General features: G+C 58.7%; 29 protein-coding genes, 1 tRNA gene and 2 pseudogenes. 18 read left to right on the plus strand and 14 right to left on the minus strand.

All coding sequences use genetic code 11. The features are described 5' to 3' along the window. Positions 1–38 precede the first annotated feature (38 nt). Positions 39–299: a 50S ribosomal protein L27 gene (rpmA, locus tag E4P82_RS03390; RefSeq protein ID WP_169247579.1), complete on the minus strand. Its 261-nt coding sequence runs from the start codon at positions 297–299 to the stop codon at positions 39–41. A gap of 4 nt (positions 300–303) precedes the next feature. Continuing rightward, on the minus strand, positions 304–651 hold the full coding sequence (gene rplU, locus E4P82_RS03395; protein WP_169247580.1) for a 50S ribosomal protein L21: 348 nt from the start codon (positions 649–651) through the stop codon (positions 304–306). 172 nt (positions 652–823) lie between these two features. Here rplU and ispB point away from each other — a divergent pair, with 172 nt between their 5' ends. The 3 genes from ispB (at position 824) to E4P82_RS03410 (ending at position 2,542) form a co-directional block, all read left to right on the plus strand. Further along, on the plus strand, positions 824–1,792 hold the full coding sequence (gene ispB / locus E4P82_RS03400; protein WP_169247581.1) for an octaprenyl diphosphate synthase: 969 nt from the start codon (positions 824–826) through the stop codon (positions 1,790–1,792). 14 nt (positions 1,793–1,806) lie between these two features. Then, positions 1,807–1,883, plus strand: a tRNA-Pro gene (locus E4P82_RS03405). A 188-nt stretch (positions 1,884–2,071) separates the two neighbouring features. After that, positions 2,072–2,542 (plus strand): hypothetical protein, encoded by a 471-nt coding sequence (locus E4P82_RS03410; protein WP_169247582.1) that lies wholly within the window; start codon positions 2,072–2,074, stop codon positions 2,540–2,542. 341 nt (positions 2,543–2,883) lie between these two features. Here the strand turns inward: E4P82_RS03410 and E4P82_RS03415 are convergent, their stop codons facing one another. From E4P82_RS03415 to E4P82_RS03425, 3 genes are read right to left on the minus strand one after another with little or no spacing between them, the layout of a single operon-like run. Further along, positions 2,884–3,396, minus strand: a complete 513-nt coding sequence (locus E4P82_RS03415) for a ferritin-like domain-containing protein (protein WP_169247583.1) — start codon at positions 3,394–3,396, stop codon at positions 2,884–2,886. Then, positions 3,393–4,232: a 2-oxoacid:ferredoxin oxidoreductase subunit beta gene (locus E4P82_RS03420; RefSeq protein ID WP_169247584.1), complete on the minus strand. Its 840-nt coding sequence runs from the start codon at positions 4,230–4,232 to the stop codon at positions 3,393–3,395. Before E4P82_RS03420 ends, E4P82_RS03415 begins: the two co-directional genes overlap by 4 nt. Continuing rightward, positions 4,229–5,965 carry a 2-oxoacid:acceptor oxidoreductase subunit alpha gene (locus E4P82_RS03425; protein WP_211203012.1) on the minus strand — a complete coding sequence of 579 codons (1,737 nt, stop codon included), beginning with the start codon at positions 5,963–5,965 and terminating at the stop codon, positions 4,229–4,231. Before E4P82_RS03425 ends, E4P82_RS03420 begins: the two co-directional genes overlap by 4 nt. Positions 5,966–6,453: 488 nt before the next feature. Between E4P82_RS03425 and E4P82_RS03430 the strand changes: the two genes are divergently transcribed. The 4 genes from E4P82_RS03430 (at position 6,454) to E4P82_RS03445 (ending at position 9,279) form a co-directional block, all read left to right on the plus strand. Then, on the plus strand, positions 6,454–7,113 hold the full coding sequence (locus E4P82_RS03430) for a hypothetical protein (protein WP_169247585.1): 660 nt from the start codon (positions 6,454–6,456) through the stop codon (positions 7,111–7,113). Positions 7,114–7,363: 250 nt separating this feature from the next. Then, entirely contained in the window at positions 7,364–7,867 is a 504-nt protein-coding gene (locus E4P82_RS03435) for a hotdog family protein (RefSeq protein ID WP_246327338.1), read from the plus strand. A 132-nt stretch (positions 7,868–7,999) separates the two neighbouring features. Next, positions 8,000–8,638: a hypothetical protein gene (locus tag E4P82_RS03440; RefSeq protein WP_169247586.1), complete on the plus strand. Its 639-nt coding sequence runs from the start codon at positions 8,000–8,002 to the stop codon at positions 8,636–8,638. Next, positions 8,638–9,279 carry a DNA-3-methyladenine glycosylase I gene (locus E4P82_RS03445; RefSeq protein WP_169247587.1) on the plus strand — a complete coding sequence of 214 codons (642 nt, stop codon included), beginning with the start codon at positions 8,638–8,640 and terminating at the stop codon, positions 9,277–9,279. The genes E4P82_RS03440 and E4P82_RS03445 overlap by 1 nt, the downstream gene beginning before the upstream one ends. Here E4P82_RS03445 and E4P82_RS03450 read toward each other — a convergent pair. The 4 genes and pseudogenes from E4P82_RS03450 to E4P82_RS03460 all read right to left on the minus strand — a co-directional run bounded on the left by E4P82_RS03450 (position 9,276) and on the right by E4P82_RS03460 (position 14,404). After that, positions 9,276–9,887: a class I SAM-dependent methyltransferase gene (locus tag E4P82_RS03450; RefSeq protein WP_169247588.1), complete on the minus strand. Its 612-nt coding sequence runs from the start codon at positions 9,885–9,887 to the stop codon at positions 9,276–9,278. The two genes, E4P82_RS03445 and E4P82_RS03450, sit on opposite strands and share 4 nt — an antisense overlap. A 254-nt stretch (positions 9,888–10,141) precedes the next feature. Then, on the minus strand, positions 10,142–12,373 hold the full coding sequence (gene glgB / locus E4P82_RS23495) for a 1,4-alpha-glucan branching protein GlgB (RefSeq protein WP_420887061.1): 2,232 nt from the start codon (positions 12,371–12,373) through the stop codon (positions 10,142–10,144). 633 nt (positions 12,374–13,006) lie between these two features. Then, positions 13,007–13,606, minus strand: a pseudogene (locus E4P82_RS23500) (GlgB N-terminal domain-containing protein); the annotation flags it as partial. 186 nt (positions 13,607–13,792) lie between these two features. Continuing rightward, positions 13,793–14,404: a Spy/CpxP family protein refolding chaperone gene (locus E4P82_RS03460; RefSeq protein ID WP_169247590.1), complete on the minus strand. Its 612-nt coding sequence runs from the start codon at positions 14,402–14,404 to the stop codon at positions 13,793–13,795. Between the two features lie 133 nt (positions 14,405–14,537). Here E4P82_RS03460 and E4P82_RS03465 point away from each other — a divergent pair, with 133 nt between their 5' ends. Both E4P82_RS03465 and E4P82_RS03470 read left to right on the plus strand, forming a co-directional pair. Beyond that, positions 14,538–14,735 (plus strand): integrase arm-type DNA-binding domain-containing protein, encoded by a 198-nt coding sequence (locus tag E4P82_RS03465; protein ID WP_246327349.1) that lies wholly within the window; start codon positions 14,538–14,540, stop codon positions 14,733–14,735. Positions 14,736–15,183: 448 nt separating this feature from the next. Next, positions 15,184–15,576 (plus strand): DUF2924 domain-containing protein, encoded by a 393-nt coding sequence (locus tag E4P82_RS03470; RefSeq protein ID WP_169247592.1) that lies wholly within the window; start codon positions 15,184–15,186, stop codon positions 15,574–15,576. Positions 15,577–15,820: 244 nt separating this feature from the next. Here E4P82_RS03470 and E4P82_RS03475 read toward each other — a convergent pair whose 3' ends face one another. Next, positions 15,821–16,384: a Uma2 family endonuclease gene (locus E4P82_RS03475; protein ID WP_169247593.1), complete on the minus strand. Its 564-nt coding sequence runs from the start codon at positions 16,382–16,384 to the stop codon at positions 15,821–15,823. Positions 16,385–16,521: 137 nt separating this feature from the next. On the opposite strand from E4P82_RS03475, the gene E4P82_RS03480 reads away from it, so the two are divergent. The 3 genes from E4P82_RS03480 (at position 16,522) to E4P82_RS03490 (ending at position 18,942) form a co-directional block, all read left to right on the plus strand. Next, on the plus strand, positions 16,522–17,232 hold the full coding sequence (locus E4P82_RS03480) for a response regulator (protein WP_169247673.1): 711 nt from the start codon (positions 16,522–16,524) through the stop codon (positions 17,230–17,232). Next, positions 17,232–18,668 (plus strand): ATP-binding protein, encoded by a 1,437-nt coding sequence (locus tag E4P82_RS03485; protein WP_246327339.1) that lies wholly within the window; start codon positions 17,232–17,234, stop codon positions 18,666–18,668. The genes E4P82_RS03480 and E4P82_RS03485 overlap by 1 nt, the downstream gene beginning before the upstream one ends. Positions 18,669–18,798: 130 nt before the next feature. Continuing rightward, the gene (locus tag E4P82_RS03490) at positions 18,799–18,942 is read left to right on the plus strand and encodes a hypothetical protein (protein ID WP_169247595.1); all 144 of its coding nucleotides are present in this window, start codon (positions 18,799–18,801) and stop codon (positions 18,940–18,942) included. Between the two features lie 17 nt (positions 18,943–18,959). Here E4P82_RS03490 and E4P82_RS03495 read toward each other — a convergent pair whose 3' ends face one another. After that, the gene (locus tag E4P82_RS03495; RefSeq protein ID WP_169247596.1) at positions 18,960–19,145 is read right to left on the minus strand and encodes a hypothetical protein; all 186 of its coding nucleotides are present in this window, start codon (positions 19,143–19,145) and stop codon (positions 18,960–18,962) included. Positions 19,146–19,404: 259 nt separating this feature from the next. Here E4P82_RS03495 and E4P82_RS03500 point away from each other — a divergent pair, with 259 nt between their 5' ends. The 5 genes and pseudogenes from E4P82_RS03500 to E4P82_RS03515 all read left to right on the plus strand — a co-directional run bounded on the left by E4P82_RS03500 (position 19,405) and on the right by E4P82_RS03515 (position 22,217). Next, positions 19,405–19,755 carry a hypothetical protein gene (locus E4P82_RS03500; protein WP_169247597.1) on the plus strand — a complete coding sequence of 117 codons (351 nt, stop codon included), beginning with the start codon at positions 19,405–19,407 and terminating at the stop codon, positions 19,753–19,755. Between the two features lie 76 nt (positions 19,756–19,831). Then, positions 19,832–20,176 (plus strand): hypothetical protein, encoded by a 345-nt coding sequence (locus E4P82_RS03505; RefSeq protein WP_169247598.1) that lies wholly within the window; start codon positions 19,832–19,834, stop codon positions 20,174–20,176. 141 nt (positions 20,177–20,317) lie between these two features. Beyond that, positions 20,318–20,419, plus strand: a pseudogene (locus E4P82_RS23370) (PAS domain S-box protein); the annotation flags it as partial. A 48-nt stretch (positions 20,420–20,467) separates the two neighbouring features. After that, entirely contained in the window at positions 20,468–21,592 is a 1,125-nt protein-coding gene (locus tag E4P82_RS23375; RefSeq protein WP_338140963.1) for a hybrid sensor histidine kinase/response regulator, read from the plus strand. Continuing rightward, complete coding sequence (locus E4P82_RS03515; RefSeq protein ID WP_169247600.1) at positions 21,561–22,217, plus strand: response regulator; 657 nt, start codon at positions 21,561–21,563, stop codon at positions 22,215–22,217. Before E4P82_RS23375 ends, E4P82_RS03515 begins: the two co-directional genes overlap by 32 nt. Before the next feature lie 45 nt (positions 22,218–22,262). On the opposite strand, the gene E4P82_RS03520 is transcribed toward E4P82_RS03515, so the two are convergent. Together E4P82_RS03520 and E4P82_RS03525 are read right to left on the minus strand one after the other, a co-directional pair. After that, entirely contained in the window at positions 22,263–22,835 is a 573-nt protein-coding gene (locus E4P82_RS03520; protein ID WP_169247601.1) for a hypothetical protein, read from the minus strand. A 113-nt stretch (positions 22,836–22,948) separates the two neighbouring features. Beyond that, positions 22,949–24,307 carry a hypothetical protein gene (locus E4P82_RS03525; RefSeq protein WP_169247602.1) on the minus strand — a complete coding sequence of 453 codons (1,359 nt, stop codon included), beginning with the start codon at positions 24,305–24,307 and terminating at the stop codon, positions 22,949–22,951. A 593-nt stretch (positions 24,308–24,900) separates the two neighbouring features. On the opposite strand from E4P82_RS03525, the gene E4P82_RS03530 reads away from it, so the two are divergent. Further along, positions 24,901–25,149: a DUF2789 family protein gene (locus E4P82_RS03530; protein ID WP_169247603.1), complete on the plus strand. Its 249-nt coding sequence runs from the start codon at positions 24,901–24,903 to the stop codon at positions 25,147–25,149. A gap of 22 nt (positions 25,150–25,171) precedes the next feature. Here E4P82_RS03530 and hemF read toward each other — a convergent pair whose 3' ends face one another. Further along, positions 25,172–26,110, minus strand: a complete 939-nt coding sequence (gene hemF, locus E4P82_RS03535; RefSeq protein WP_169247604.1) for an oxygen-dependent coproporphyrinogen oxidase — start codon at positions 26,108–26,110, stop codon at positions 25,172–25,174. Positions 26,111–26,308 lie beyond the last annotated feature (198 nt).

A 26,308-nucleotide genomic window follows, 5' to 3' on the forward strand; every position in this document is an offset into this window, starting at 1 on the left:
GACGGGGCTTTCGACACGCTCGGTGAAGCTTGGCGGCACTATTGCGCCGGCTGGATACTCACGTACTTGCGATTGTGGGGACCCTTGACCGTGAACACCACATGGCCGTCGGCCTTGGCGAACAGGGTATGATCCTTGCCGCAACCAACGTTCAGGCCCGGATAGAACCGGGTTCCTCGCTGCCGGACGATGATATTGCCGGCGCGCGCCAGTTGCCCGCCAAACAGCTTGACGCCCAAACGCTGCGCTTGCGAGTCGCGACCGTTACGGCTGCTGCCGCCTGCTTTCTTGTGTGCCATGATTTCAGCTCTCGATCGATGCCGCCGAGGCGGTCGCTTGGAGACCACTGATGCCGCTGATGCTCAGCTCCGTGAAGGACTGGCGGTGGCCCTGGGTCTTGCGGTAGTGCTTGCGGCGGCGGAACTTGACGATTCGGACCTTGGGACCGCGCCCCTGGGATTTGACGGTGGCCGTCACCCGGGCACCCTCGACATAGGGTGCGCCGACCGCGATCTGGTCGCCGTCGGCAATCATCAATACCGTATCGAATTCCACGGAGGCGCCTTCCTCGATTTCGAGTTTTTCGACCTTGAGAGTCTGGCCCTCGGCCACCCGGTATTGTTTGCCTCCGGTTTTAATGACTGCGTACATAGCGAAATCTCCAGACGGCTCATCCGTCCCGACTAAAGGGGCGTAATTCTAGCGATACCCCCTGGCAAGGTCAAACAAATTCCTGTTGACAGCGGCGCTTAGGTCCTCGCCTTGACCCTGCCGCAACCAATCCGTAGCATGGCGGGCGTCCTGGTCAACCCTACCTCTCTCCATGGATATCGAACAGATCCGCGCGCCAGTCGCGGACGACATGCGCGCCGTCAACGCCCTGATCCGTCGGCAGCTCCATTCCGACGTGGTGCTGATCAACCAGTTGGCCAGCTATATCATCGACAGCGGCGGCAAACGGCTGCGGCCGGCAACCGTGCTGCTGGCGGCGCGCGCCTGTGGCTACACCGGCGACCGGCATATCGGCGCCGCCGCCATCATCGAGTTCATCCATACCTCTACCCTACTGCACGACGATGTGGTGGACGAATCCAGCCTGCGCCGCGGACGGGAAACGGCCAACGCCATCTGGGGCAATCAGGCCAGCGTGTTGGTGGGCGACTTTTTGTATTCCCGTTCGTTCCAAATGATGGTCGACATCGGCAACATGCGGGTCATGGAAATTCTGGCCGATACCACCAATACCATCGCCGAGGGCGAGGTCATGCAATTGCTCAACTGCCATGACCCCGACACCAGCGAAGAACGCTATATGGCGGTGATTCACTGCAAGACCGCCAAGCTGTTCGAGGCGGCGGCACAACTGGGCGCGGTGCTGGCCGGTCGACCGGAGGCGGAGGAACGGGCGCTGGCTCGCTTCGGGCTGCATCTGGGAACCGCGTTTCAACTGATCGACGATGTGCTGGATTACAGCGCTTCCAGCGCCGAACTGGGCAAGAACATCGGCGACGACCTGGCCGAGGGCAAACCGACCCTGCCGCTGATTCACGCCATGCGCCACGGCACGCCCGAGCAGGCCCGGATCATCCGTGAGGCCATCGAGCATGGCGGGTTGGAGTACATCGAGATCGTTACCCGCACTATTGAGTCCACCGGGGCGCTGGATTATACTTCGCGTCTTGCCGAGCGGGAGGCCGAACAGGCGATTGCCAGCTTGGCACTGCTGGCCGATTCAAGCGCCAAGGATGCGCTGGTTGGATTGGCCCACTTTGCGGTAAACCGCCACTCTTGAAAGTCCTTCCCCATCGGGGTGTAGCTCAGCCTGGTAGAGCGCTGCCTTCGGGAGGCAGAAGTCGCAGGTTCAAATCCTGTCACCCCGACCAAATAGTTAACTGCTTTCCTGGTATCCTGATTCTGGTCCATGGCCAGGATACATTCAGTATTTATTAAGGCCGCTCTCCCTACATTAATGGTGCGATCAGATGTTTCCTCATGGCGATGATGCGTCGCTCGCACGCGTAGAGCGCCGACATCGTTCCCCGTTCAAGCAGATCGACCCTGGAGCGAACCGATGAAACCGAATCTTATGACATGGACCATCGCATTGGTGCTATCGACCGGTATGCTGGGATTTACACCCGTGACCGCGCAGGCGCACGGCCCCGAATATGACCCGGACGATGACGGCCCCGCTGAGTACGGCTATTACCCGGAATACAACCCCACCGTGCGGCGGGATTATCGCAGCGCGGGCGGCTATGCCCCGGACGGTACCTACCACAGCAGGTATGTGGAAGAAGATCGGCATGCCAGTTATTACGCGCCGGGGCGCAATCAGGCAATCACCCGCCCAGTGACCACCGTCGAGACCTGGCGCGAAAGCCCCGAACGGCAGACCACGCGCCGGCGCACGAGCTGGATCGGCGCGGATGGGAAGCCCCACAGCACCACGATCGACAGCACCACTTCCACGGATTGGTATGGCAATAGCCACACCGACACCCACGTCACCCTTAAAAGAGCCAAATCGTCGGCCCAGTGATCGCCCGCGAGGGACGCCGGTCACATGCTCGTCGAAAACGCAACCGACTCCGGGCCACGGCGTCGAACCGACTCAGGATGCCTGGACCGGGGCGGGCGTTTCACCCTCTGACGCCATCCCACCGAACCATCCGATCGGCGTGGAATCGACGGATGGGCGGTTGGGATGGGTCGGCAATGGAACGACTGGCCACCGCCTCGGGAGATAAGTTGAGTATGGTGGACTCACCCCCAAGGCAACAAGGATCACCGGTCTGAATGATGGCACCGGAAATGGACGCCTTTTGCAGCCATGGGGGTCAGTTTAATGTGGAACAGATTTCGTGGGCACGCCGGGCGTGTTCACTCTTGCGCGATCGGATCGTCCAGATCCTGCCACCAGTCCGCTTTCGGTTCGGGGTAACGGGCCAGCCATTCCTTCAACAGCTCCGCGTGTTGTTTTTCCTCCGCCGCGAACTGGACAGCCATTTCCCGTACCGCCGGATCGCTGGTGCTTTCGGCCAGCTCGGCGAAAAAGGCTTCGGCACGCTCCTCGCAGGCCAAAACCAGGGTCAGGGCCTGGTGTGGATTCATCCGGTAATGACCTTGACCCACGGGTACGCTTTCCGGCGATTCGGGCGTTTGCCACTGGTAATCCCAGGGCGCGAGCGGGCGCGGTTGACTGCCCGCCAAGCTTTCCACCTTGACCACATGCTGTTGTTCGATGGCGGCCATCTTATGGAACAGCTCGGCGAGTTCGGGCTGGTTGTGCACCTCCATTTGGCCCGCCAGATCCTCATAGCGTTCCACGGCTTCGCGTTCCAACTCATGGGCGTGGGCAAGCAGTTCATCGAGCGTGTTGATGACCAGGTTCATATCGCCAACTCCTCTTCGATGGCACTGAGATCGTTGTCGGACGTCCCGACCGTGGCGGTGTAAGTGGGACGGTTGCCGATGTAGAAGACCCCAGTGGTGAAGCCATCGTCGCTGAGCAGGCGATGGCCGGCCACGGCGGGATCGTGGGTGGGTTCCACCGAACTGGAATGCACCATTTTCTTCCAGAATTTTTCTTCCGGGCGGTAGGTCACGCAGGGACTCAGCACTTGCACGAAGGAAAAACCGGGATGTTGGATCGCCTCCACCAACAGGCGGGCGACACCGTTGGGATCGCCGGAAAAACCACGAGCGATAAAATTGGCACCCGACGCCAACGCCACCGCCAGCGGCGCGAAGGGATTGACCCCGGTGCCACCCGGCGCGATCTTGCTGTCCCAGTCCGCCGGGGTGGTGGGCGAAGGTTGGCCCTTGGTCATGCCGTAAACCTCGTTGTCCATCACCAGCAGGGTCATGTCCACGTTGCGCCGGCAGGCGTGAATGAAGTGGTTGCCACCGATGGAAAACGCGTCGCCGTCGCCGCTGGTGACGATGACCGTCAACTCGGGCCGAGCCAGCTTCAATCCGGTCGCCACCGCCGGGGCACGGCCGTGCACGCCGTGAAACCCATAGCACTGCGTATACGCGGGAATGCGCGATGAACAACCGATGCCGGAGACGACGGCCACCTGTTCCGGCGGCAATTCCAGGTAGGCGAGTGCCCGAAACAGCGAGGATTCGACCCCAAAATGGCCGCAACCGGGACACCAGATCGGCTTGACGGCGGATTTGTAATCCTTGTGGGAATACCGGGCGATGAGAGGTTCCGCTTTATTCATGATTGATTACCGTGCAGCAGGAGGTTAAGCACTTCGCCCGGACGGATGGGCAAGGGTCCTGGCCGACTGATGACTTCGACTTGGTCGGGCAAGGGGTAATAAGCGCGGAGAAAATGATGGAACTGCGCGGAATGGCTTTGTTCCACCACTAGCGCTCGCCGGGCACCCCGCATGGCCAGGGCCATTTTGTCCGGTTGCGTCGGCGACAACAGGCGCAGGGCAATGACCTTGACGGCCAGACCCGAGGCGCGTGCTTGGGTCGCTGCTTCCAGAACCGCGGCGGCGGTGGACCCCCAGGTCAGCACCACGGTTTCGCCTTCGCCATCGATTTCCGCCCAGGCGTCGCCATAGTCGTATTGCTCTAGTTTGGTGCAACGTTTGTTGAGTTGCGCCAAATGGTCGGCGGCACCGCTGGATGGCGTGCCGTGCGCATTGTGTTCCAAGCCATCGGCCGTATGCTGGCGGCCCAGGGTACCGGGAATGGCCATCGGCGAGATGCCATCCTCGGTCAAGGCATAACGGTCATAACGATCGCTGCCCGCCGAGGCGATGCGCCGTGGCGGTGCGTCGGGCAGCGGAGCGGGCCGTTCGCAGATCGTCAGCGCCTGCCCCATGAACTGATCGGACAATACGATGGCGGGGCATTGCAAGGCTTCCGATAATTGCACCGCCCACTGGGTCGTGGTCAGGCAATCGGCGACCGATTGGGAGGCCAGCACCAGATGGGGAGCATCGCCATGCAGACCGTACAAGGCAATATTCAGATCGGACTGCTCGGATTTGGTCGGAATGCCCGTGGAGGGACCACCGCGCATGACGTTGACCACCACGGCGGGGACTTCCGCCGCGACCGCCAATCCCAGTGTTTCGGTCATCAGCGCCAAGCCTGGGCCGGAGGTGATGGTCATGGACGGAATGCCGCCGAACGAGGCGCCCAACACCATGTTCATGGAGGCGATTTCATCCTCGGCTTGAATCAGTTGTCCCCCCAGCTTTTGCAGGCGAGGCGCCATCCACTCCGACAAATCCGTCGCCGGCGTGATGGGATACACGGCGGCAAAGCGCACCCCGCCGCGCAGAGCGCCCAAGGCGGCGGCTTGGTTGCCGGTAATGAGCCAATACCTGCCTGTGTCGCGTGGCTTGGGGGGAGCCAGGCGCTGGGTGTGAGGGAAAGTGGTGGTCAATTGGCCGCCGGCGGCGAGCGCATCGGTGGCATGGGCGGCGGATAACCCCTTGTCACTCAGGGTACGGATTACCGCTTGCGTCGTGCTGTCCATCGATATGCCGAGCAGTTCGGACAGCATCCCCAAGGCCAGCAGGTTGGGTCGCGCGCCCGGTAGCTCATCGGCCAAATCGGTAAACGGCAAGGTGACTAAGTGAGCACCCGTCGCCAGGATCGCGGGCGGCGGGTCACCCCCATTGGCGTCAGCGAGAATCAGGCTTTTGTCGTCCAGAGGCACCTCGGCGATGAAGCGGCTGGCATTGTGCCAATCCAAAGCCACCAGCACGTCATAACGGTCGCCGTGACCGGTTACGGGAGTGGGCGCCAGGCGCACCATGGCCAGTGCTTCGCCGCCACGGATCTGCGGACCCACCGAACGGGTCAACAAACCGTACCAGCCCACCTGACCTGCTGCTTCTAGCAGCAAGCTGCCGGTGGTGATGGAGCCAGCCCCGCCGCTGCCCATGATGGCAATGGAAGTGGCGTGTGCTTGAGAGGAAAGTGCATTCATAGTGCATCGCTAGGGGTGGTTTCAGGGAGAAATGAAGGTTTGCCCAAGTTGGAGCAATAAATACGCCAATGGCACCCCTACTTTTATCAAACGTGCTTATCTCCCCGAGAAACTGAATTTGATCCTAATTCAATATAAATATTATGATTTTTTAATATACAGAAAGGGAATATGGATAGAACAAAATTGGATCGCTGAGACCGTCGATAAAGTAGCTCGTGATTCAGACTCCGAAACAATGGACTCAACGGAATAAATGGAGAAAGCGCGTGGATTGTGTCGGTTGCGGAAAGTGGATGGGAAAAAGTGGTTGGAAACGCGACGACGGTGATCTAAACTTAGACAATGGTCAACTCAATGAGCGATGGTAGGGTTAGCGCTGATGGGTACGATTTAAGAGGCCACATCTCTAGTTAATCCATATTGCCGTGGCACAGGATAGGCGAAACCGGATAATTACTTGTCAGTCTTTCCAAATGAATTAAGATATGCACAAATTCATATGGCATGCAACATTTATAATAGCGCCAAGTTTGCGGGAGTCTGAAATATTGAATGGTTATCAATTTGAACTCCAAAAAGACGGGACAATGACCGTTGAACGAACATACGAGACTTCATCATTTGATGAAGCACACCCTCAGGGTAGAGGGAGTGAGTATGCCGAAGAAACACTCGCCCGCTTGGATGCTCAGGCAATTCGGGAAATAATGCTCAAGCGCATGATCTACCAAAAGAATTTTTTCGCATTATCCATTAGATTAAAAACACATCCTGAATTAACGAACAGACAAGCATTGATCAAGGCGGGTGTTATTTTGCAGAGACCGCTTTGCTGGGCGCATGACGCTTCCTGGACTGTCTTGGACGGAGAAGACAGCTTGGCCAATATCCAATCCTATTGGGAAGATGGCTTTAAGAAAACATCAAAAGACCAACAAGCAGAATTGTTGAGAATTGCTGATTGGATAGAGCGAAGCTATCTTGAGCAAGATGAAATCAAAAGCTTCATACTGACCTGGATTGCATTTAATGGATTTTACAGTCTTTTCTCTGATATTGATGGCAAAACCAGGAGTGATGCCGACAAATTTGAGTTTTTAATACAGGAGCTGGTAAGCACGCCAGATGCTAAAAAAAATTATTAGAAATATCCATAGAATACACAAACAACCTAAAGACCTTTAACATAACCTCAGAATCAGGGAAGATAAATTTTAGTCAAAATCTTGAGGCAGCGCTTAAGAAAGATGAGATAAATGAAAAGGAAATAATTAAGCTTGTTGTTAGATGCGCTTATGGAGTTCGAAAACAAGTTTTCCATGAGGCGCCAAAAACAGACGACGTCTTGGAGCGAGTCAAAACAGCAAGGTCAGCGCTATTACCGATTATGACAACATGCCTAAAGGTTTTTGTGGTTTGTTAAGTGAAGAGGAACCATCGTTTATGGGAAAAGTAACAGCAGGCACCAAAATTCCTTGTCGGGTCAGCAGGACGCTGGATGTCGGGGATTTCTCCATCCTACATCAACTCACATGGTTCAATATGGCGATTCACAGTAATTCCGAATATGCCAAGGGAACCTGGTTCAAGGAGCGATCTCTGGCTGGCCCAATCATTTTTGCCGTCGCCGACGGCCTGGTTCACCAGGCGGACAACATCACCGAACTATTGGCCCAAGACGGCTATGAAATCTATGCCTATATCGGGGTGGACAACGTCAAGATCACTGCTCCGGTGCTGTTTGGGGACACGCTCAAGGCCGATGCCGAAGTAGTCGATCTTCGGCCCACCAAAAACCCGGAGCGATTCTTGTTCATCTACCAAAACAAAACCTATAACCAGCGCAATCAGCAAGTGATCGAATACCGGACGACCATGATGGTCACCAAAAAAGACTGAGGCCGGATCGGAGCCTTACCCAGTGGGCGTGGTTGACAGCGGGAAACATCGAGCCGCTTTGCTACACTGAAAAGGCACTCCGCCTCCGCTTGATCCATCCGTTCTCATGCTGACGTTTTGCTGGAGTTCCCCATGGCCATTCATCGAGCCCCCGGACCCACGGGCATTTCCACGCCCGCGCCAGATGCCGCCCCATCCGGCAGCCGCACCGGCTCTCCGCCCGGCGCCCTCGGCCTGACGGATCGGGCGCAACCCCATGCGCCACAACACCCGCCGAAGTCGGCCACGCAAAAACCGACCGCAAAGCAGCCCGCCTATACCATTCCGCAACTGCTCATGGCGGCGGGCGTCCGCCACGAACCCTACACCAAGGCACGGGGCGAGCGAATCTTCCTCACCGCCGCCAACCAACTGATCGGGACTTATGCCGACTTGAGAAGATTTCGGCAAGCCAGCGTCGATTATGCCGGCTGGGACGCACATCACATCGTCGAGGCGCAAGACCTGGAGCGTCTAAGCGTCCAACAGCGATTCCCGCCCTACGAGCAACAAATCTGCGTGTTGCTGCCCAAGGCCGCCCATGCCAAGCGGATCAACAGCGTCTTACGGAAAGAGAACCCGAGCCACTTGCAAGCGGCGGCGGACGATTTGAAGGCAGCCTATCGAGACGCCTATTGGCTGATGGGCGATTACTGTGGGGGTGGCGAACGGCGCGTTCGCGAGGAACTGGTCAATATCGTGGACACCGTGTTTCGCTGGGCGGGCTTTTGATGCCGTCTCAAGCCGATGGGTCCGGCTCGCGACCGGCTTCCCCGCCGTATCCGACCGAGTTCCAAGCTCGCGAGCGCTGTGCCTGGTGCGGTAGCGATCCACTGTACTTGGCCTATCACGACCATGAATGGGGTGTGCCGCTCCACGACGATCGCCGGCTGTTCGAGATGCTGGTGCTCGAAGGCGCGCAGGCCGGCCTCAACTGGCTGACCATCCTCCGCAAGCGCGAGGGCTACCGCCGGGCCTTCGACGGCTTCGACCCGGAGCGGATCGCCCGCTACGACGACCGGGACATCGCCCGGCTGCTGGCCGATCCCGGCATCGTGCGCAACCGCCTCAAGATCGCGGCGGCGATCCGCAATGCCCAAGGCTTCCTGACGATTCAGGAACGGCACGGCGGGTTCGGAACCTTCCTATGGCGCTACGCCGACTCCGTACCCAAGCAAAACGGCTGGCGTTCACTGGCCGAGGTACCGGCGCGCACGCCGGAAGCGGAGGCGATGAGCCGGGATCTGAAACGGTTGGGATTCGGGTTCGTGGGACCGACGATCTGCTATGCCTTCATGCAGGCCACCGGCATGGTCAACGATCACACCACCGACTGCTTTCGTCACCCGGAACTGGGGGGACAGGCCGGCTAAGCCTTGCGGGCCACCGCCAGGAACACCGGATACTCCCGCGCACCCTCGCCTTGTGGTTTGCGCATCATGTAGCAGGTGTCGAACTGGATCTCGCCAAACCCGGCCCGCGCCAACCGGTCCCGCAACGCTTCCCGCTCGAAGCCATGGTGACCGTCGAAACCGGCGCCATGGAAGGAACCATCCTCGCGATCCAGATCGGCGATGCACAGCGCTCCATCCGGCCGCAATAGCGCATGGAAATCCCGCAGAATCCGATCCACATCGGACACATGGTGCAAGGTCATCAGGGTGTAGATCAGGTCGTAGCGTTCGGCCGGCAACGGATCGACCGTCAGATCCAGGCGCATCGGCCGCAAGTGATCCGTGCCGCTAGCCGCGATCTTCTCCCGCAACACCGCCAACATCCCCGCCGAACTATCCGCCAGCGTGATGGAACCTAACTCGCGGTACAGGGCAAAGCTCAACAACCCCGTCCCGCAGCCGTATTCCAAGGCACTCAGATCCGGCGACAACCGAACCCGGTTCCGTATCGCCGCCGCCACCGCGGCCGCTCGCTCCAACTTGACTGGATCGTTGTCCCACTCTTGGGCTTTTTCGTCGAAATCCATCGTTCACTCCTGATCGTGCGTACTATCCCCCATGCTCCCGTGATCGACCAAAAAAAAAGCCGGCTGGGTGCCGGCTCAAGAGGATCGAGGGAGAAACTCGAAATACAAAGCTATGACCGCAACCATCCGTCATTAGTTTCCACGACGGGGCCGGGTTTCGGCCGGTCCCGATGGAAAATCAGATAGGCGTCTTTCACGGAAAGCGCAGGCGCATCCGACCGCATGCCGACCCGCGAACTTGCCGGGCGCCGATCTTACTCCAGCACCAACGGCGCCGGCTTCAACACCACCGCGCTGAGCGGCGGCAGATTCAGGACCAGCGAGAAGGCATAACCGTGGCTGGAAACCTCCTCGGCCATGATGCGCTTGCCGGCCAGCGTCTCGCCGGAGCCGCCGTACTCGCGGGCATCACTGTTCAACAACTCCCGATATTCGACCGGGAACGGCACCCCAATCCGATAGTGCTTGCGCGCTTGGTCGGAAAAGTTCAGCACGAACACCATGGTCTCGCGCGGATCGCGGGCCTTGCGCAGAAAGGCCAGCACGTTGGTCTCGGCACCGCCGGCGTCCAGCCACTCGAAACCGGCGCCACGAAAATCGACTTGATGGCAAGCCGGTTCCTGGCGGTACAGCCTATTGAGATCGGCCACGAAGCGTTGCAGGCATTGATGCGGCAACTTGCGCAGCAACCCCCACTCCAGTTCGGCATCGTGGTTCCATTCGCTGGGCTGACCGAATTCCCCGCCCATGAACAGCAGCTTCTTGCCGGGATGACCGTACATGAAGGCATACAGCAGGCGCAGGTTGGCGAACTGCTCCCGCTCGGTGCCGGGCATCTTGCCCAGCAGCGATTTTTTCAGATGCACCACTTCGTCGTGCGACAGCGACAGGATGAAGTTCTCGTTGAAGGCGTAGACGATGCCGAAGGTCAGCTTGTCGTGATGATGGCGACGATGCACCGGCGCCTTTTGCAGGTAGAACAGCACGTCGTGCATCCAGCCCATGTTCCACTTGAAGCCGAAGCCCAATCCGCCGTGATCGGTGGGCCGCGACACGTTCGGCCAAGCGGTCGATTCCTCGGCGATCATCATCACGCCCGGATGCTGGGCGTGGACCACGGCGTTGGTGTGCTTGATGAACTCGATGGCTTCCAGATTCTCGTTGCCGCCGTACTTGTTGGGAATCCAATCTTTCTTGGAGTAATCCAGATACAGCATCGAGGCCACCGCATCGACCCGCAGCCCGTCGAAATGGAAATTCTCCAGACAATACAGCGCATTGGCGATTAGGAAATTCTCGATCTCATGGCGGCCGTAATTGAAGATCAGCGTACCCCAATCGGGGTGTTCGCCCTGGCGCGGGTCGGCGTGCTCGTATAGATGCGTGCCGTCGAACCAGGCCATGGCATGGGCGTCCTTGGGAAAATGCGCCGGGACCCAATCGAGAATCACCCCGATACCGTGCTGGTGACAGCGGTCGATCAGCTCCATCAGATCTTCCGGCTTACCGAAACGCGCGGTCGGCGCGTAGAAGTTGGATATCTGGTAGCCCCAGGACGGACCGTAGGGATGCTCGGCCAGTGGCAGGAATTCGATGTGGGTGAACCCCATCTCCAGCACATAGGGAATCAGTTGGTCGGCCAAGTCCCGGTAGGATAGGAAGCCGCCGTCCGGCCGGTGTCGCCACGAACCGGCGTGGACCTCGTAAATGGCCACCGGTCGTTCCCAAGCTTTGGCGCCCGCTCGCCGTTGCATCCACTCGCCATCGCGCCACTGATGCTTGCCGGCCGGATCGTACACCACGCTGGCGGTGCCGGGTGGCGTCTCGGTGTGGAAGGCATAGGGATCGGTTTTCAGGAACAAGGGACCATTACGGGGCAGAATCTCGAACTTGTACAGATCGCCTTCGCCCAGACCGGGCACGAACAACTCCCAGATTCCCGACCCTGGCCGCAGGCGCATCGGATGGCGGCGGCCATCCCACTCATTGAAGGTGCCGACCACGCTGACCCGCCGGGCGTTGGGCGCCCAGACCGCGAAATTAACCCCGGAGACGCCTCTCACCGTCCGGACGTGCGCGCCGAATTTTTCGAAAATTCGGTAGTGATTACCCTCGGCGAACAAGTGACAGTCCTGGTCGCCGAAGATCGAGTACGCAAAGGCATAGGGGTCCTCGAAAGTCCAGGTCCGGCCGTGCTCGGTCGCGCTCAGCCGATAGCGCAGCGACTCCGGCTGACCGATTACCCGCGTTTCGCACAAACCGCCGTTGTGGACCCAATGCAGCGGGTACAACACCCGTGGCTGATTCTCGCACAGCAGGAAGGGCGCTTCGGCATCCGGCAACAGGGCGCGCACCACGCTCAGACCCGATTCCCCCGGTAGCGGATGCGGTCCCAGCAAGGCGTGAGGATCGGTATGGCAACCCGCGATCAGGTCGGCGCACTCCGTCGCCGTCAAAGTGGGTTGCGGCGCGTCTTCCCGCAGCAGGAACCGCAAGCCATCCACCGCCGCTTGCCCTTGCAGCCGTTCGGCGAAGGTGCGGGCGTCGGTCCGCAGCGCATCGACATGGTAAACCTGACGCCAGAACAGCGCGTTGGCCAGCAGGAAGTTGCGGACCTCGGGCCGCTTCAGGTCGAACGCCAACCGGCCGCCGACATCGTCGCGGTCGTAAATCCGCGTGCCGTCGAACCAGCTCAGTTCCTGCCCCTCAAGTGGTATCCGTGGCGGAATCCAGTCCAGGATCACCCCGATATCCCGCTGGTGGCAGGCATCGATGAAAGCCATCAGCTCCTCGGGCCGACCATAACGGGGATTGGGAGTGAAATAGCCGGCTACCGTCTCGCCTTCGGCCCAGAATGCCAGTTCGACATGGCTGAAACTCCGTTCCGACAGCCAGGGCAGGACGATGTCCCCGAGCTGGCCATAGGTGGCGACCTGTCCGGGGTCAGCGGCGGTGGACTCACGCAGCGTGACCCGGTGAATGGCGACCGGCAGCTCCCAGCCAGACGTTTCCATGGCTCGTGCCATCCAGGGCGCATCGCTCCAGTCGTGGCAACGCTGCCAGTCGTATGCAAAGGCGGCGGTCTTGGGATAGACCTCGGTATGGAAAGCCAGCGGGTCGGTCTTGAGAAACACCGCGCCTTCGGCGTTGCGAATCTCGTACTTGTACAGCTCGCCCAAGCCCAGATCCGGCACGAATAGTTCCCATACCCCGGATTGGTGCCGCTCCAGCGGATGGCGGCGACCATCCCATTCATTGAAGGTGCCGACCACGCTGACCCGGCTGGCGTGGGGCGCCCAGACCGTGAAGTTGACGCCCATCACGCCTTCCTTCACCCGCAGGTGCGCGCCCAGTTTGGCGAACAGGTTTTCCAGTGTTCCCGTTTGCAGCGCTTGGCCGTCGGCGTGGGTGAAAGAGGGTTCGTGAATGGCGTAGGGGTCGTGGAAGGTGGAGGACTGACCGGCGGCGTCGACGGCGAGGAGCCGGTACTCCAGCATCGTGACTCCCGGAATCCGGGCCACGAACAATCCATCTGGATGTATGCGCTGCATTTCCCGCCGGACGGAGCCGTTCGCCGGCAGCACGTAGGCTCGCTCGGTCCCCGGCAAAAAGGCGCGGATCGTCAGCATTCGTTCCCGTTCGACGTAATGAGGTCCCAAGATCGAATAGGGAGCTTCATGACGCAACTCAATGATCTTTTGGATGTGTTCTTCCAGCATAGCCCTCGCCTTTTTGGCTGTCCCGCCTTGCCGATTAACATAACAAATTTACGGTTTTAATTCGAATCGCGGCAAGTCTAACGCAGAACGAAGACGAAGGATGTCCGACGGAATTCCACAACGAAAAAGGGCGGCGCCCGCATGAGCACCGCCCCCTCACAAGTCGTTAATGAGATAAGGAATTTGCTATTCGTCGTCGTCACTATCGTCCGCTTGCCCGGCCGGCGCGTCCGCTGGCTGACCCGGCATCGCCGCTGGCTGACCCGACATCGCCGCTGGTCCCTGTCCGCGCCCTTGTCCACGCCCGCGCCACATCGGCCGCTCGGTGAAGAATTTGTCCATGACCTGTTTCTGGTCGGGGTCGAGGACCCCATACAGATCGCCGGCGGCCTTGGTCACGGCCTTCATGCCGGCCAGTCGCTGTTCCATGATCTGCACCCGCACCTCGAATTGAGCTAGCGCGGTTTCCCGATCCTGCATCCGCATCTCCTGCCGAGTTTTGAACATGGCGGCGTGGCGTGCGTCCTGGGCGCCGAGGAAGGCTTTCCAAGCACTCTCCTGCTCCGGCTTCAGCTTGAGCCGCGCGGCCAGCAATTCCATCCGCTCGGCGTGGTACTGCTGCATCATGGCATGGCGTTGGCCAAAACCGCCTCCACGCGGACCGCCGCCCATCTGGCAATCGGGACCACCGCCCATCATCGGACCATGACCGCCCCAGGGACCGGCAAAAGCAGCAGTGGTCAGACCGATACCGGCGACCGTGGCGGCGATCAGTAAACGTTTGCGTAGCGTTTTCATGTTCGAATTCCTCTTGTTGGGTTGCTTCGGGAACCATTACACCACCGCCATGTAACCGGCATTTTGCCGAAATGGGATTTTTGTAACGGTTTGTATCGCCGAACGGTATTACCCGGTATTGCTGAAATCGGCATTGAGTACAAAAGCGTCTATCCGAACGGCCACAAAGACCTACCGCGTGGTGAAGGGCGTCGGTTACCAAAGTCGCCGCATCAAGGTCGGGGATTTCACGACCATCACCCTGGAAGAAGCCCGCCACCGCGCCAAGAATCTGCTTGGACCATTGGCCAGCGGTATCGATCCGATCAAAGCCCGCCACCACCCTGAATGATCGGCGCCACCAACCCGACCTCATGCCTGCGCGACGCCTCAAAACTCCCGTTGCGCTGGCACACTGATCCAAACAGCGGGGAGCGCGCCTTGCTCCCGTTTTGGCGCCTGCCCAGGTCCGGCACTTCTGTTCAACCTAGCCGAACAGAACCGCCGCCGTCATCCCGAGTACACCAAAACCCTGTTCCACTATCGCGGCCGGCACTTTGGGTGGGGGTTGTAAACCAGCGTCAACGTACTGTTACTTCGATGCTGTACGAGAAGCGCCCCGCTCGTAAAATCACCACCTGCTTATGTGACATTTGATTCATGACCTGCTGTATATCACTACTACTAGGTCAGCTATACAGAACCGTATAATTATTTATTGGGCACCGTGATCGGCGCCTGTTGACAGGGTTTCTATAAATACTACTATTTCTCCTATAGTAAAGATAGGAGTTATAGCTATGACTAACATTGTCGTTGACTTTGAGGTGTTCAAAGAGCTTACATCTCGCCGTCGTTCTGAAGAGATGACAGAGAACGATGTTCTTCGGGAGCTCCTCGGTCTCGCAAAGCCCACGCAGAAAAACGGAGCAGCGACGGTAGAGCCGGGAGGCGTTGCCTGGGTGTCAAAGGGCGTTTCATTTCCCCACGGCACTCAGTTCCGAGCAACATACAAGGGCCAACAGCACAGCGCCTTGGTTAAAAACGGAGCCTTGGTAATGAACGGCAAGCGGTTTACGTCCCCTTCTGCAGCAGCTGTGGCTATTACCGGCAATCCGGTGAACGGCTGGCGCTTCTGGGAGTGCCTGCTTCCTGGGAGCGTCAAATGGAAGCTCGCCGCAGACTTGAGGTAATGGTGCCCAACCATCACTTCCACCCGACATCCCTGCCGCCGCTTCGCGTCGTCAGGGCTGCGGGCGAAGTGGGGCGTTAGTTGTATCTCACAATAGGCAGCTAGGATCGAGAATCGCCCAGAAGCTACCCAGGAGCTACCCGCAAATTGATCCAAAATTTGTTAACAGGCAACCAACTGTTTGATAAATAAATAATAAAACACAATACTGCCCAAGTAGTTCGGTTTATATCAGCCCCACGGAGTCAGCCCCATAGCACAGCCAACCCGAACGGAACGGCGGCAAACGGCGGCGCGGCCACCGTATCCTCGTCCTTGAACACTCCGACCAGACTCCACAGTCCCTCGCGCAGCTCGAACGCTTCCAGGGTGCGCGCCGCCGGGTCCACCAGCCAGGCATGCGCCACGCCGAAGCGGGCATAAAGAGGCAGCTTCAATGCCCGATCCTTGCGGGCAGTGCTGGGGGAAAGGATTTCGCAGACCCAGTCGGGCACGATCTCGAAGCGATGATCCTCGGGCAGGGCTGGCATCCGCTCCCGGCGCCAACCGGCTAGGTCGGGCACCGCCACCTCGGTGTCGCGGATGAAATGGATTTCGGGCTCCGTCAAGATCCACCACCCGCCCGGACCGCCACGACCACGGTTGAAAGGGCCACCCAACTCAACGATCAGTTCCGAATGCGCCAAGGTGTGCTTCCCGGCCGGCCGGGGTTGAACGTGGAGCTGTCCGCCGATGATCTCGCCCACCACATGGTCCGGCAGGGCCAACAGATCATCGTATAGCGTGAGTTTTTTCGCGGTATTCGGCATATTCCTTCCTCGTAAACCCCTTGTGCGCGGTACGGGCGGTGTTTGCGCTGTCGAACCGACAAATCCCGGACTCGCTGAAACTGCAGTTTGGCAAACCGCATCCCATCCCGCCATCTCTGACCACCACGGCCGATATCATGAGCGATCACCTTCTCATCGTGGACGACGATCCCGGCTTGCGCGAACTGCTCGCCGACTACCTGAGCCGCAACGGCTTCCGAGTGAGCGGCGCGGCCGATGGCCGGGGGCTGTGGGCGGCACTGGAGCAGGCGCCGGTCGATCTAATCGTCCTCGATCTGATGCTGCCCGGCGACGACGGACTGGTGCTGTGCCGCAATCTGCGTGCCCGCTCGCAGATCCCGATCATCATGCTGACCGCTCGCGGCGACGACACCGACCGCATCGTCGGGCTGGAAATGGGCGCCGACGATTACCTGTCCAAACCGTTCAACCCCCGCGAACTGCTGGCCCGCATCAAGGGCGTACTGCGGCGCAGCCGCAACACCCCCGGCGAACCGGGCGAACCCAAGCGCTTCCATTTCGCCGGCTGGAGCCTGGACGTGGCCAGCCGGCAACTGATCGCGCCCGATGAGGTGCGAGTACCGCTGGGTACCAGCGAATACCGGCTGCTGCAAGTGTTTCTGGAGCATCCGCAGCGAGTGCTGAACCGCGATCAGTTGCTGGACCTGACCCAGGGCCGCGAGGCCATGCCATTCGACCGCAGCATCGACGTGCAGGTCAGCCGCTTGCGCCGGCGGCTGCGCGACGACCCGCGCGAGGCAGTCATCATCAAGACCGTTCGCAGCGAAGGCTATCTGCTGGCGGCCCACGTCAGCCGGGAGTTTTGATGCGCCTGTTGCCGCAATCCCTGTTCGGTCGGCTGCTGCTGTTCCTGACCGGTGGTCTAGTGCTCGCTCAACTGTTGAGCGCCGGGATTCTGCTGCAAGACCGCGAACAGGCGCTCTCTCACGCCATCGGCGGCCACATCGCCCAGCGCATCGCCGCCATCGTCGGCCTGCTGGACACGCTGGACGAGGCCGAACGCCGCCGCCTGGTAACGGCGCTGGATCTACCACCCACCCGACTCAGCCTCGATCTGCCCTGGTCCGAGCAGGCGACGACCGACGAGCGCTACCACACCACGCTGTTCCGCGCCTTGCTGCGCCGCCAGCTCGGCCCGGACCGACCGTTTCAGGTCGAGATTGCCGACGACTGGCCGCCACCCATCGCCGACCGGCCAGCTTGGCGTGCCCCGCACCGGCCGCCGCGCGACTGGGCCGATCGTCCTCCGCCCCCACCCGAAGAAGCAGACCGCCCGCCGCGCCGCTGGCAGCACGCGATGATGTTGGGTTTGCGCAATTTCGTGGTGCAGGTGCGCTTGCACGACGAGACCGTGGTCACCTTCCAGCAAGTGCTGCCGGAAGAGGTCATCGCCTGGCCGACACGCCTGCTGCTGATTCTGCTGGTATTGCTGGTGTCGGTCGCGGTGCTGGCGGCGTTGGCGGTACGTGCCTTGACCCGACCGCTGACCGTGCTGGCTAACGCCGCCGCCGAACTGGGTCGCGACATTCGCCGCCCGCCGCTGGCCGAATCCGGGCCGTTGGAAGTCCGCCGCGCCGCCGCCGCCTTCAACACCATGCAGGATCGGCTGATTCGCTACATCGAGGACCGCGATCGCATCCTCGCCGCGATGTCCCATGACCTCAAGACCCCGATCACCCGCTTGCGGCTGCGCGCCGAACTGCTGGACGATTCGCCGCTGCGGGAAAAATTCCAGGCCGATCTGGACGACATGCAGCACATGGCGCAAGCGTCGCTGGATTTCCTGCGTGGTGGCGAGAACAGCGAACCCATCGCCTCGGTGGATCTCAACGCCTTGCTGGAATCGTTGCAGGAGGATGCGGAGGATGTCGGCGACGAGGTAGGCATCGCCGGCACGGTCCGCCAACCCTTACGTTGCCGGCCGCTGGCCTTAAAGCGCTGCCTGACCAACCTGCTGGACAATGCCCTGAAATACGGTCAGCGCGCCGACATCACGGCACGAGACACGCCACAGCGCTTGACGTTGACGATCCGCGATCATGGATCGGGTATCCCCGACACGGAGCTGGAACGGGTTTTCGAGCCGTTCTACCGGCTGGAAAGCTCGCGCAGTCGCGACACCGGCGGCGCCGGTCTGGGCTTGAGCATCGCCCGCAACATCGCCCGCGCCCACGGCGGCGACCTGACGCTGCGCAATCACCCGCAAGGCGGACTGGAAGCGGTGCTGGAACTCCCACGTTGATCCGACAATAAATAAAGCCCCCGGTCACCTACCGGGAGCCTTGCCGCCTATCATTATTGATTCAGGATTTATCACCCCATCCCACGATCGCATCACGGTCACGCAGTCGGACTTGATCCTGATCTTGGTCATGAATTGGATCGGGGTCGCGATCCTGATCGTGCAGCCGGGTTTGATCCTGGATTCGATCTGGGTCATGCAGGCGATCCTGATCCTGGATCTGGAGCCTATCCGGTTCCTGAATGCGAGTCCGATCTTTCGTCTGGTCGGTTAGTCCTTGCGATCCCGGGCTCACGGTGCCGAAACCACCCCAACCCGATGAGCCTGGACCCACACCACTGCCCGAACCACCACCAGCGGCACCGCTACTACCACCACCAGCGGCACCGCCAGCACCGGCACCGCCAGCACCGGCACCGCCAGCACCGGCACCGCCAGCACTTGCTCCCCTACCGAACCCACCAGCCTGCGCTTCATCAACCATGGTTTCCATCACGCCAACTCCAAGAATAAGAGTGAATATGGCGATTGAAATTATCTTGATAAATCTCATAATGTTGTTATTCATCATGAATCTCCTAATCAAGCTATTTTTAGGAAAATATCCCAAAACGGAATAGAAATGTCTATAGGGTATTTTCCTTACTGCATAATAAATTAATTTCCAAATCGGCAATTTCCAACAATATGAAAATCTCAAAACACAATCACTTAAAAAACAAATATTAAACCACCATTGAGCTGGTTGATATCAGCGGTTTTATTAACGGTTTTAATGTTTTCCTTGCTAGGATGGCATGTTCATTATTCTTTCTTGACCATTAATAACTTACAGCATATTTATATTAATGAAGACTATCATTGGCATAAAGTAATTGATCTTTCCAGACAAATTACCGCAGCCGCACATGCCGCCGTGATTGATCCGAACTTAGACAACGAACAACTGGAGAAATACCATCGAATTGCAGCCGAACTTGATACGCTTTTAGTTGATAATAAAATCGCGAAGTTTGGTATTGAGGATAATAATATTGATCCATTGATGGAAGCAAAATCGGCTCAAAAAAATATTAAGAACTATTGAGCAATCAGCTTTGAAACAGATGCAATCTGGACAACCAATAATTGGGCTAAAACGCCTGTTCGACGAAGATTATAAGATGCAAGAACAAGTATTTATAAAGGCCATGAATAATTTTATCGACCAATCCAGGCATCGTTTAATCGATCAACTACAAGAAGGAAAGAGCAAAGAACTCCAATCACTATGGGCGGCGTTTTTCATTTTTCTGATCTCTTTATCATTCTGGATTATGCTTATTTATCGTTTACAGAAATGGGGTAGCATTCTGTCTCTGGAGATTCTCGAACATCAGAAAGCTGAGGAAATAGCCAACAAGCTGGAAAGAAAATATTATAATTTGTTCGAATATGCCAACGACCCAATTCTAATTATCAACCCAACGACCTATCACCTGCTTGATGTCAACAAAAAAAGCTGCTGATTTATTGGGATATGATCGCAATGAATTACTTGGATTGACATTAAATGATTTAATAATTAGTGATGATCAAAACCCTATTGAGCAGATTTTAAAAAATCTCTAGCAAAAAGTGCTGTTTCCGAGTGTCTCTATCGTCGTAAGGACGGTCATCCTTTTCCAGTCGAAATCAGTGGAAGATTGATCGATGCTGGAGACAAGGAGGTCTACCAATGTTTTGCCCGCGATATTACCGAACGCAAGCGCTTTCAGGAAGAAAGACTGCATTCGCAGAAAATCGAGGCTATCGGTCAGGTGGCCGATGGCATCGCCCATGATTTCAGGAATGCCTTAACCGCGATTTCCGGCTATAACGCGTTGGGTCAAGATCTTTTGCCCGAACACCATCCAGCTTTGGAATCCCTCAAGCGGATCGACCAGGTCATTGGTCAGGCCAATGGGTTGATCAAGGGATTATTGACGTTCAGTCGCAGGCAGGAGACCGAGCAGCAATCCGTGGAACTACACCAACTTGTTGAAAATTCTTCTGATTTGTTTCGACGGATATTGCCGGCCACCATCACGCTGGAAATCGATGTAGCTTCCGTTCAAAATTTCCAGGTAAGTGCCGACGTCACTCAGTTGCAACAAGTGTTGCTGAACCTGATGATCAACGCCCGGGATGCCATGCCCGATGGCGGCACCCTGCGCATCTCGCTCTCTCCGGCACCGGCGGATCGAGGCGACGGGTCGGATACGGCCGGTTGGGTCCGCATCGAGGTCAGCGATACCGGGGTCGGGATGCCGCCCGAGGTTCAGGCCCATATCTTCGAGCCGTTTTTCACCACCAAGCCGGACGAGTACGGTACTGGCCTGGGGTTGGCCATGGTCCACAGTATCGTGAGCCAGCATGGTGGGCGCGTGGAGGTCCGGTCGACGGTCGGCCAAGGTTCGACCTTCACGGTCTTGTTGCCCCCCGCGACCCTGGATTCCATTCCAGATGACGCCATCTCCTCGCGGAATTGGAAAAGCGGCGCCGGCGAAATGATTCTGCTGGCGGAAGATCATCGCTACGTTCGGGAAATCATGGCGGCGACCTTGCGTCATGTGGGCTATGAAGTGGTTCAAGCGGAAGACGGGTTGGCGCTGTTGGACCGCTATCAGGCGCATCGCGACCACCTTCGCTTGCTGATCGCGGATCTGGATTTGCCGGGATGCAGCGGGCTCGATGGCCTGCGACAACTACGGGCGCGGGGCGCGCGCCTGCCCGCCATTCTGATTACGGGCACCGATTCGCGGGATTTGTCCGACCAGCTCGATATGGAAACCTTGTTGTTGCGCAAACCGTTCCAGATGGCCACGCTGGCACGACTGGTTTACAGTCTGCTTCATCAAGAGGCTCGCGTCGATGATCAAACCCATCTCGATCGTCCTGGTTGACGATCATGCGCTGGTGCGCGACATGCTGCGGCAGCGGCTGACTCAGGAAACCGACATGGTGGTCCTGAGTTGCGAGAGCAATGCCCAGGACGCAGTGCGATGCTGTGTCGCCACGAGTCCGGATGTGGTGTTGCTGGATATCGATATGCCGGGACTGTCAGCGTTTGAGGGCGCGCGGTCAATCAAGAGTCAATGTTCCGGGACGCGCCTGGTTTTTCTCAGTGCGTTTTTTCACGATCGCTATATCGATCAGGCCCTGGCCTTGGAAGCGATGGGCTATCTCACCAAAAACGAACCACCGGAGGTGGTCATTCAAGCCATCCGTCAGGTGATGACCGGAACCGTCTATTTTTCCGATGAGGTGCTGGCGCGGATCGTGATCAACGGGGATGGCGTCCGTCTGGCGCATGCGCCGGAGAGCCGAACCCGGTTGTTGACCGAGCGGGAATTGGAGATGCTGGCCTATATCGCCCGTGGTCTTTCCAAGAAAGAGATCGCCCGGACGGTAGGCATCAGTGTGAAAACGGTGGAACAGCATTGCACGCATTTGATGGAGAAACTGGCCATTCACGACCGGGTGGAACTGGCGCGTCTGGCAATTCGAGAGGGGTTGGTGGAACCCTGAGGACTACCGGCCCCGGATCGGGCGAGGCCGGTTTTAGGGTCACCCTCAGAAGTGATTGCCACTTTGAGCAATGGCTGACTGGATATTGCTGCCTGATGGGGCAATGCCCCGGAGGCTGACGTTTAACAGAAACGGATAGTACGGGGCTGGTGTCTCACCATCCAGGTTAGCTAGTTCGACGACCAGTGTGTATTGAACCTGTCCCTTGGAGGTCGGTAACACACACGCAAGACGTGGGTCGCGTTGCCAGCCCGGCGGCGGTGCGGGTCGTGAGGCGGAACAAAGCTCGGCGCCTGTTGGGTCGAGGACTTTCAATTTGAAGAGTCCCGGTCCACCCTCGTCTTCACCTCCGCAGCCACCGCTTGGCTCTTCCGCAGTGACGACCTGTTCGTGATCGTGTGTGCTTTGGATTCGGTAGATGTCCGCGTCCAGGCTGGCAAACAAGATTTCATCCCCCGCGCTCCGGAAGGTCCAGGATACTTGTGGTTTCGCCGTATCGAGCACGCCGGCAATAGAATCCGCGCCGTCTTCCCGAACCACTTGGGCCTGACCCAGATCACCGACCAGGCAGGCGCTCACCAAGATCGCCATCATCAACAATATTCGCTGATTGTTCATCGCCTTTCTCCTCAGCTTTGCAGCTTGGCTAAAAGGGCCTTGCCGGCCCGGTGAGGGAGGCGATGAACCTCCTGATCCGGGCCGAGGCCCTTAAATCGGCTCTTATGAGATGGTTACCGACGTGGACCACCGCCACCGCCCTTAGTGGTCAGTGGCACATCGATGTAAACGAGCCCACCCTCATCACCAAGGTCAGAGTCACCCGCATAGATGATGGTCGTGGACGTATTGGCCTCACCCATATTCACAAGCTGCGTACCGGCAGTGGATTGGGTCGGCGTCTCGAATTTGGTTGCCAGCGTCGAACTGCACACTGGCCCCTCGGCATCGTTGCCGTCCAGCACCATGGTTAGGCGGTAGGTACCAGTAGAGGCCGTCTTGGCGTTCCAGTTGTAGCCGTACACGATGCTACCACTAGAGGTGATTTCCGTGGTCCAGGCGCCGGTGTAGGTGGCTACGTTGACCAATGGGTCACCCACGCTTGGGCCTGACCACAAGCCTGTGGTCTCATCCCAGACAGGGCTTTCGGAATCTGGAATCTTCTGGATTACCAGCCGTGCGCAGTGGGAGTACACCAGTGCGTTAATTCCTCCGACATCTGGTGTCGTCATCCTAATCGTGGTCGGGTCGAGCAGGGTCTGCGTGCCGGGTACAGGTACGGACTCTTCAGAGATATTGATTGATGGAGAGTTACCCCTCGCATTGTTGCCTAATCCTCCCCCGAATTGGCCAACTGAGCTCTGCATGCCGGTGATTAGTGCCGCTTCCTCTTCTCCTGGGCCGAAATCCGTACCCTGTATCTCGGTGCCGGATTGCTCGGTGCCGGGCACCGCCCCGCTCATCCCCAGGGCCGCGAAGCAGCCGAGGCTTTCACCGGCCGCTTCGGGCACGCTGCAGGGTGTCGGAATCGCATTCGTCCAGTCGGTCACCACGTAATCACCCAGTTCCGGGTCGTCCTCTGACACACTCTGCAATAGGTTGAACTCGACACGGATCTGCCGCGCCTGGATCGATGGGCTCGATTCCAGCAGATCGCCGACATCCACGGCGCTCACCACTAGCGGGGTACTGGCATCGTGACCGACGCTCAGAGTTTTCCAGAAATTCTCGGTGCGTTTCTGCAACCACCAGACCTTTGGCACACCCACGAACTTGATCTCTCCGGTCTCCGATACGACCACGACCTGGCGCCCGTAGTAGCACACATATTCGGAGGGTACCGGGGTACCGGGTTGCACGCCCTCCTCGTCGATGCACTGCGTCGAATCAATCGCCGCGAACCGCCATGCGCCATCCAGTGGAAGGCCGGCCGGTGAGGCGTTATCCGACAGGATTAACGGGAATGACAGATTGTTGGCGCCGGTCTCGCCGCCGGGTGTGGGCGGTTTGCCCTTGGCGAACACTATCGGTGACGCCACCACGCTGGCCGTCAGTACAACAGCCAGCACCTTAAATAAATTCCTTGCGTTCATGATATTCACCTCCATCTGCTGCCCGGACGGGGTTCCTTTGAACCCTATCCGGCTGGCGAACTGGGGTCTTAACCCAAGCTCGCCGGTTGCACATGGTTCCCTCTCCCCTGCACCATCCAATTCCAAGGCGCGAGAGGTTTCAAGGAAATAATTCCGGGTTGGTCCCCAGCATTACTTCCTTAAAAAATAATATTGTGCTAAAAAACTGCCATTCTGAAAATAAGGTATATTCTCTATAAGACATGTAGCATTTCATGCATCACGAAATAGACAAAAAGCATCGATAATCCCCATTCAATGGCTTGAATTGGTTGACAATAATCTGAACCAGAGAAGTTGGCTGCCACATCCAACATGTCACAATGCAAGCTGGCGCAAGCCAACAAACCAACTGGCCGACATGTGGTGGGAAGGGAGCGTCAGCCATTTGCCAGGAATCGTCAGCAGGCGGTCACCAGCTTGTCGGATTCAGCATGATCCTGGATGACCGTTCCCAAAGTGGCCTGAAAACAGGGCTGGAACTCCCACCCTGAACCACGCGCCTAACTCGTACAGGTGAACCCGTCCACACCCAACCCCGTGAGGAGAACCGCATGGACACCACGGCACACAATCTGAGCACGTTGTTCGAGCAACTGGGTCTGCCCGCCGACGCCAACGCCATCAAGACTTTCATTCACTGGCACCGGCCACTCGACCCCAAGGTCCCGCTGCATCAAGCCCTCTGGTGGCATCCGGTCCAGTCCGAGTTCCTGCGGCAGGCGATCGAGGAGGATTCGGATTGGGCCGAACAGGTCGATGCACTCGATGCCCTGCTCCGCCCCGCGCCGGAGGCGTCCTGAAATCGATCCTCCGTAAAATGCCTCAGAGCCAGTCGCGCGGTTGTAGAAAGAAGGTGGACAACCGCGCTTCCGGGCTATCCGGCTCGGGCCGCCAGTCGTATTCCCAACGTACCCGTGGCGGCAACGACATCAGAATCGACTCGGTGCGCCCGCCCGATTGTAGGCCGAACAAGGTGCCTCGGTCGTACACCAGATTGAATTCGACATAGCGCCCGCGCCGGTAAAGCTGGAACTCCCGCTCCCGTTCTCCATAGCGCATCTCCCGCCGCCGTGCCACGATGGGCAGATAAGCCGGTAGATAGTGATCGCCGACACCGCGCAGAAAGGCAAAACACCGTTCGAATCCCCAGTCGTTGAGATCGTCGAAGAACAGTCCACCGATGCCGCGCGGTTCGTTACGATGTTTGAGGAAGAAATAGTCGTCGCACCAGCGCTTGAACCGAGGATGGACCTCCGGCCCGAACGGCTCGCAGGCGGCGCGAGCGGTGCGGTGCCAGTGAACGCAGTCTTCCTCGAACCCGTAGTACGGAGTGAGATCGAAGCCGCCGCCGAACCACCACACCGGTTCGGCATCGTCCCGCGCGGCGGTGAAGAAGCGGATGTTGGCGTGGGAGGTGGGCACGTAGGGATTGCGCGGATGGACCACCAGCGACACGCCCATGGCTTCGAAACCGCGCCCGGCCAGTTCCGGCCGCTGGGCGGTGGCCGCCGGCGGCAGGCGGGCGCCGGTGACATGGGAAAAGTTGATGCCGGCCTGTTCGAACAACGCGCCGTCTCGCAGCACGCGGGTGCGACCGCCGCCGGCCAGACCACCGCTGGCCAGACCGCCGCCAGTGGGACGCTCCCAGGCATCTTCCCGGAACGTCGCGGTGCCGTCGGCCGATTCCAGGGCACGAGTCAGCCGATCCTGCAATTCGCGCAGGTAACTCAGTACGGCGTCGACATCGGAAGGTTTGGACATGGCGGTTCCACGGGATCTCAATGCTTCCCACCGTCAGGGGGTTGAAAATAGGCCACGGGCTGATTCTTGATCTTCGCCACTACGGCGACGATAGTTTAATGACGGCACGGTTGGAATGCGCAACATCCGCCAACCGATGCAGCGACGAACCGGGCGCGGCGCGAACCCGAACTGGCGGCGAAGGGGGCATGACGACAC

Source organism: Candidatus Competibacter phosphatis (genome assembly GCF_012939995.1).
Taxonomy (GTDB): Bacteria; Pseudomonadota; Gammaproteobacteria; order Competibacterales; family Competibacteraceae; genus Competibacter; species Competibacter phosphatis.